Source organism: uncultured Pedobacter sp., from assembly GCF_913776295.1.
Lineage (GTDB): Bacteria > Bacteroidota > Bacteroidia > Sphingobacteriales > Sphingobacteriaceae > Pedobacter.
Genome location: NZ_CAJYOJ010000087.1, coordinates 122,534 through 128,897 on the forward strand (window position 1 = coordinate 122,534; position 6,364 = coordinate 128,897).

Here is a 6,364-nt window from a genome sequence, read left to right on the forward strand (position 1 = left end):
CATCAATCTAATCTGTGCTATCATACATACAATGATTAAAATATTAGCAAACGACGGAATTGATCCGATCGGTAAAGAATTATTAGAAAAAGCAGGTTTTCAGGTGGATACTGAAACTGTTCCCCAAGATCAATTGGCTGAAGCCTTAAAAAATTACGACGCCATTACCGTTCGTAGTGCAACAAAAGTTAGAAAAGAACTGATTGATGCTGTACCAAACATCAAATTAATTGGGAGAGGTGGCGTTGGTATGGATAATATTGATGTAGAATATGCACGCAGTCAGGGTATTGCTGTGGTAAATACGCCAGCAGCTTCTTCTTTATCAGTAGCTGAATTGGTATTTTCTCACTTATTTACTGGTATCAGGTTTTTACAGGATGCTAATCGCAAAATGCCTGTTGATGGTGCTACCCAGTTTAATAACCTTAAAAAAGCTTACGCTAAAGGAACCGAGTTAAGCGGCAAAACTATTGGAATTATCGGTTTTGGACGTATCGGTCGTGCGACAGCAAAAGTGGCTTTAGGTTTAGGAATGCGTGTTCTGGCTTATGATTTGTATCCTTCCGAATCAGAAATCACTTTGGAATTTCAAGGCGGAAAGTCGGTAAGTATTCCGATTAAAACGGTTTCTTTAGATGAAGTGATTTCTGGCAGCGATTTCCTGAGCTTGCATACACCATTTGCTGACAAACCTATTTTAGGTGCTGAAGAATTTGCCAAAATGAAAAAAGGTGTTGGCATTGTAAACTGTTCCCGTGGTGGAACAATTGATGAGCCGGCTCTAATCGAAGCACTAAATACTGGTCAGGTTTCTTTCGCTGGTTTAGATGTTTTTGATAACGAACCTACGCCATTAGCTGAAATTTTAACCCATCCAAAAATTTCTTTAACACCGCACATTGGTGCCTCTACGAACGAAGCTCAGGAACGTATCGGTACGGAACTGGCTACCTTGATCATTGAGCATTTTAAGAAATAACTTTTAGGTTTTCCCCCTGAACCTGATTCAGGGGATTTATGAAAAGATGCTGAAATGACGAGATTATTAAAAAAGACCAATCCAGAATTGGTCTTTTTCAATCTAACGCATTCGTTAGCACCCAGTAACGATAACCCAAAATAGCCTTTTGCCATGAGCTTAACTTATTGGGATCTTTCTTATATAAACTGGGCAAGATGGCATTGTTAATTTTAACAAGCGTTTTAAACAGTGCTTTTTTCATACCTTTTATATCGTTGTATTTTTTTGTTAAAGAAATAAAAGCCGCCGGCCATCCCCAGAATTAAAAACGCAATAATATATTTTGATAAGCTACCTTTATTATTTTTCTCCAAATCTTCTTTTAACTGTGCATTCTGATCCTGTAATTTTTTAATGGTAGCCATATAAGCTTCAATGCGTTCTTGTGAATGATCTGCATTGGCTACTTTCTGCTGATTTTGAAGATCTTTATAATCCATTAGAATCTTTAATTCTTTAAAAATGTTATTATCTGTCAACACCACCTGACGGAGAATTTCATTTGAATTTTTGATATCTTTTTTGGTTTGCCAGCCAAAAATACCCGATCGCTGTGTTAAACTTTCATCATACTGACCAAATTTTGTACTTCGCTCCTGAAGTAAAGCATTTACTTTAACCCGTTGCGCGGCATAAGCTGCAGAATCCTGTTGTGCAAAAGTTTTAAAACCAAATAAGATCACCGAGAGCAGATAAACATATTTCTTCATGTGCTATAAACGCGAAAAGAATAGAAGTTGTTTTTATTGCATTCCGTCACGCTGAATTTAGTTCAGTGTCTTTTTCAAGATAGATGCTGATCACGAAGTACGTATTAGATATTTAAAACAATGAAAACTGCTGATTAAATAAATTCAAGCATGACAACCAATTTTATTATTTGCTAAATCTGGCATTGGTTTCTCTGCCTTAACCTTGTTAAGAATGAAACTCCACCCTTACAATGTCGCCAAGATGCAAGCCTAACAAGCCACTTGCTTTGCCTTTATTGATGGCAATTTCCAAATGGTTACTAATTCCGAACAGACAAAGTTTTTCACCTTCCTGTACTTCATTGTAATGCCAGCTTAATTGTGTAATCGTTTCACTTTTTCTAAAGTATAAGGTAAAGTCCCTGTTTTTCTGTATTTTGGTAAACAGATCTTTGGTAATATTGGTAATCACATTGCAAAAAGTGTCAATATACACCACACTGCCACGAATCATATCTGGTTCGATAACAGGATGTAGAAGCATTTTTTGCTCAATCTCAGCTACAGGTAATCCAATGTCTTTCAGTTTACCACCTTTTGCCAGATGCGTTGCCGCCTTAACAAAAATATCAACCAGGGGGAAGTGTAAATATTTCAGATCCTGCATAATATTCAACTCTACCACATCATCAGGAACATCATCAAAAAGGAGGGAGAAGATGCCATTATCAGCGCCCACGAAGAAGTGATCACGATGTTTTACAGCAATATATTTGGTGTTTTCGCTGTATACCGAATCAATACCGATGAGGTGTACGGTATTCTTTGGAAAGTAGGGATAAGCATTTTTTAAAACGAAGGCAGCGTACGAAATATTGAATGATGGTACTTCGTGGGTGATATCAACTAAATTAACATTAGGCATAAGACTCAACAAACTACCTTTAAGGGCACTCTGGTAAAAATCTTTTGAACCTAAATCTGTTGTTAAAGTAATTATCCCCATTAAAAATTCATTATTATTGCTTATTCTTGTGTACAGGCCTAAGCGTCTGCAAATATTCAAATTTTAATTAATATACCCCGATAACTTTTTAAAATACTACAGTTTGAACGAATTAAAATTAACCCTGGATAGCGTAAATCCTGCTCACTTTTGGGGGGCGAACAATGAGAACTACGAAATGATTAAAGGTGCTTTCGCGAAGTTAAAACTGGTGGCGAGAGGCAGCGAGGTGAAGGTTCTGGGTGATGAACAGGAACTTAAGGCTTTTGAAGAGAAATTTAACCAACTGATCGAACACCTGGAAAAATATAGCTCGTTAAGCAATAATGATGTAGAGAACATATTAGGGGCTAAGGCTTCAGGCGTTGCAAAAAAAGAGGTAGAACAACCAACAGGTGGCGGCGGGGAGGTAATCGTTTTTGGTACCAACGGTCTGCTGGTAAAGGCCAGGACGGCAAATCAACGCAAAATGGTGAATAGTATTGCTAAAAATGATATTCTATTCGCTATCGGCCCGGCAGGTACCGGAAAAACCTACACCGCAGTAGCCTTAGCGGTAAGGGCATTGAAAAATAAAGAAATTAAACGCATTATTTTAACCAGGCCTGCGGTTGAAGCCGGAGAGAACCTTGGTTTTTTACCAGGCGATTTAAAGGAAAAAATCGATCCTTATTTACGCCCGCTTTACGATGCGCTGGATGATATGATTCCGGCAGAGAAATTGAAATTTTACATCGAAAACCGTACGATAGAAATTGCGCCTTTGGCATTTATGCGCGGGCGTACACTTGATAATTGTTTTGTGATACTGGACGAGGCGCAAAACGCAACCGATATGCAGTTAAAAATGTTTTTAACCCGTATGGGGCCAACCGCTAAATTTATTGTTACTGGTGACGTTACCCAGGTTGATTTACCTAAAAAACAAATGTCGGGCTTGTTTAATGGCCTGAGAATTTTAGAAGATATAAAAGGAATAGACATCATTTATTTAAGTGGAGAAGATGTTGTAAGACATAAACTGGTAAAAGATATCCTGAAAGCCTACGGTGATATTCAATAGTTAGTCCAAAGTCGGGAGTCTATAGTCTCGGGTTAAAATTGGCTGGGGACTATAGACTACACACTTTCCGACTTTTTTCCTATTTTTACGGCCTCATGAAAGCACTTAAAGAAACCCATTTTAATTTTCCCAATCAGAGCAACTTTTACAAGGGTAAAGTTCGCGATGTGTATACCATAGCTGATGAGTTTATGGTGATGGTAGTATCAGATCGTATTTCCGCATTTGATGTGGTATTGCCAGAGGCTATTCCTTTTAAAGGACAGGTTTTGAATCAGATTGCAGCTAAGTTTTTGGCGGCTACACAGGATATTGTGCCAAATTGGGTTTTATCAGTGCCAGATCCAATGGTAACCATTGGCCGGATCTGTGAGCCGTTTAAAGTAGAAATGGTTATCAGGGGATATCTGGCCGGTCATGCCTGGCGCGAATATAGTGCCGGAAAACGTTCGGTTTGTGGCGTTTCTTTACCTGATGGCTTGAAAGAAAACGATAAATTGCCTCAACCCATTATTACCCCAACAACCAAGGCTTCGGTAGGGCATGATGAAGACATTTCTAAAGAAAATATATTGGCAAAAGGAATTGTTTCGATAAGCGATTATGAACAGTTAGAAGAATACACTTATGCACTTTATCAGCGCGGAACCGAGATTGCGGCTAAAAGCGGATTGATTTTGGTTGATACAAAGTATGAATTCGGGAAGGCTGATGGTGTAATCTATCTGATTGATGAAATCCATACGCCTGATTCATCCCGTTATTTTTATGCTGAAGGATATCAGGATCGCCAGGATCATAATGAACCACAAAAACAGCTGTCAAAAGAATTTGTACGTAAATGGTTAATCGAAAATGGTTTTCAAGGTAAAGATGGCCAGTTGGTACCCGAAATGACCCCTGAAATTGTAAGTTCTATTTCAGATCGTTATATTGAACTGTATGAAAAAATTGTAGGAGAAGCCTTTATCAAAGCTGATGCTGATGCCATTTCCAGCCGTATTGAATCCAACGTTTTGAAGGCTTTGGAGACACTTTAAATCGAAAGAAATTTATACATTAGTAAAATAAAGATAAGAGAGAGATGAAATTTTCGGTAGATAAACATGATAAATATGTAACCTTAAAGTTAGAAGAACATAAGTTTACAAATGATAATGCACCAGGTCTGAAAGCAGAATTCTATTTGCTTAATGCAGAGGGGTTTAAAAATATTGTTGTTGATTTAAGTTCTGTTACTGAATGTAATGATGCACAGGATTTAAGCTGCCTACTGGTTGGCGACAGATTGTGCAAATCAGCAGGCGGATTATTTATTGTAACGGGAATCAATGATGAACTGGCGTCGATTATCGAATTATCAAACATATTTCAATCTGTAATGTTTGTTAATACAATAGATGAAGCTACTGATTTTATCTTTATGGAGGAGCTGGAGAAAGAGTTTAGAGGCGCTAAATAACGAAATATTTAAATACATTCCGGCCTCGTAGTTTCTGAAAAATCTACGGGGCTTTTTATATCTTATCATGATGAAGTTTGAAGTTACAATTTTAGGAAGCAGTTCTGCAACGCCTGTATTTAACAGGAATCCTTCTGCACAGCTTTTGAATTGTAATGAAAAATATTACCTGATCGATTGTGGTGAGGGTACACAACAACAACTCGCTAAATATAATCTTAAAGCCGCCCGTATCGATTATATTTTCATCAGCCACTTACATGGCGATCATTATTTTGGCTTAATCGGCTTGTTATCCAGTTTGCATTTGAACGGACGTATAAAACCGATTCAGATATTCGGCCCTAAACCATTGTTAGAGATTTTAGAGATTCAGTTCAAATATTCTGATACTGTACTGAGGTATCCGATTGAGTTTTTTCCAATTGAAGCTGATCAGTCTACAACGATATTCGAAAATAGCGATCTGACAGTCAAGACCATTGTTTTAAACCATCGTATCCCAACTACCGGCTTTATATTTCAACAGAAGAAACGCCAGCGCAAACTGATAAAAGAGCAGGCTGATCAAATACCCATGGCTTATTATTCAGCCTTAAAAAAAGGAATGGATGTAGAACTGCCTAATGGCGATATCTTACGCAGCGAAGACTACACAACAGAACCAGATGCACCTCGCTGTTATGCCTATTGTTCAGATACACTTTTTGATGAAAGGTATTTTGCCACCATAAAAGATTGCGATACCTTATACCACGAAGCAACCTTTATGCACGATTTATTGGAAAGAGCTAAAGAAACACATCATACCACGGCTTTGCAGGCCGGAGAAGTAGCCAGAATTACCGGAGCTAAGAAATTAATCATCGGACATTTTTCTTCGCGCTATAAAACTTTGCAAATGCTTTTCGAAGAAGCTCAATCTGTTTTTGAAAATACGGAGTTAGCGGTAGAGGGCAGGACTTTTCAGTTGTAAGATCCTTCACTGCACTACCATTGACGTTATTTTGTAATTATTTGATAGTTAAATACTTATGAAATATACATTTCCATCCAAAAAGGCCTTCGCACTGTGTCTCCGTTCTACTTAAGTCCGGCCTAACAAATTTTTCGGATT

Annotated in this window: 7 protein-coding genes; 5 read left to right on the forward strand and 2 right to left on the reverse strand. The window is 37.9% G+C overall.

The window, feature by feature from the left end:
- Nucleotides 1-31: 31 nt before the first annotated feature.
- A complete protein-coding gene (locus tag QZ738_RS20790; protein ID WP_293790340.1) occupies nt 32-982 on the forward strand; it encodes a D-2-hydroxyacid dehydrogenase in 951 nt (316 codons plus the stop codon).
- 224 nt (nt 983-1,206) lie between these two features.
- On the opposite strand, the gene QZ738_RS20795 is transcribed toward QZ738_RS20790, so the two are convergent.
- Together QZ738_RS20795 and QZ738_RS20800 are read right to left on the reverse strand one after the other, a co-directional pair.
- Nucleotides 1,207-1,734 carry a hypothetical protein gene (locus QZ738_RS20795; RefSeq protein ID WP_293790343.1) on the reverse strand — a complete coding sequence of 176 codons (528 nt, stop codon included), beginning with the start codon at nt 1,732-1,734 and terminating at the stop codon, nt 1,207-1,209.
- Nucleotides 1,735-1,942: 208 nt separating this feature from the next.
- Complete coding sequence (locus tag QZ738_RS20800; RefSeq protein WP_293790346.1) at nt 1,943-2,722, reverse strand: SAM-dependent chlorinase/fluorinase; 780 nt, start codon at nt 2,720-2,722, stop codon at nt 1,943-1,945.
- A 103-nt stretch (nt 2,723-2,825) separates the two neighbouring features.
- Between QZ738_RS20800 and QZ738_RS20805 the strand changes: the two genes are divergently transcribed.
- From QZ738_RS20805 to QZ738_RS20820, 4 genes are all read left to right on the forward strand, one after another.
- Nucleotides 2,826-3,785 carry a PhoH family protein gene (locus QZ738_RS20805; RefSeq protein ID WP_293790349.1) on the forward strand — a complete coding sequence of 320 codons (960 nt, stop codon included), beginning with the start codon at nt 2,826-2,828 and terminating at the stop codon, nt 3,783-3,785.
- A 95-nt stretch (nt 3,786-3,880) separates the two neighbouring features.
- Nucleotides 3,881-4,825 (forward strand): phosphoribosylaminoimidazolesuccinocarboxamide synthase, encoded by a 945-nt coding sequence (locus QZ738_RS20810; protein WP_293790352.1) that lies wholly within the window; start codon nt 3,881-3,883, stop codon nt 4,823-4,825.
- A 44-nt stretch (nt 4,826-4,869) separates the two neighbouring features.
- Nucleotides 4,870-5,247, forward strand: coding sequence for an STAS domain-containing protein (locus QZ738_RS20815; protein WP_293790355.1), 378 nt, complete (start codon nt 4,870-4,872; stop codon nt 5,245-5,247).
- A gap of 70 nt (nt 5,248-5,317) precedes the next feature.
- Nucleotides 5,318-6,223, forward strand: coding sequence for a ribonuclease Z (locus QZ738_RS20820; protein WP_293790360.1), 906 nt, complete (start codon nt 5,318-5,320; stop codon nt 6,221-6,223).
- Nucleotides 6,224-6,364: the final 141 nt, after the last annotated feature.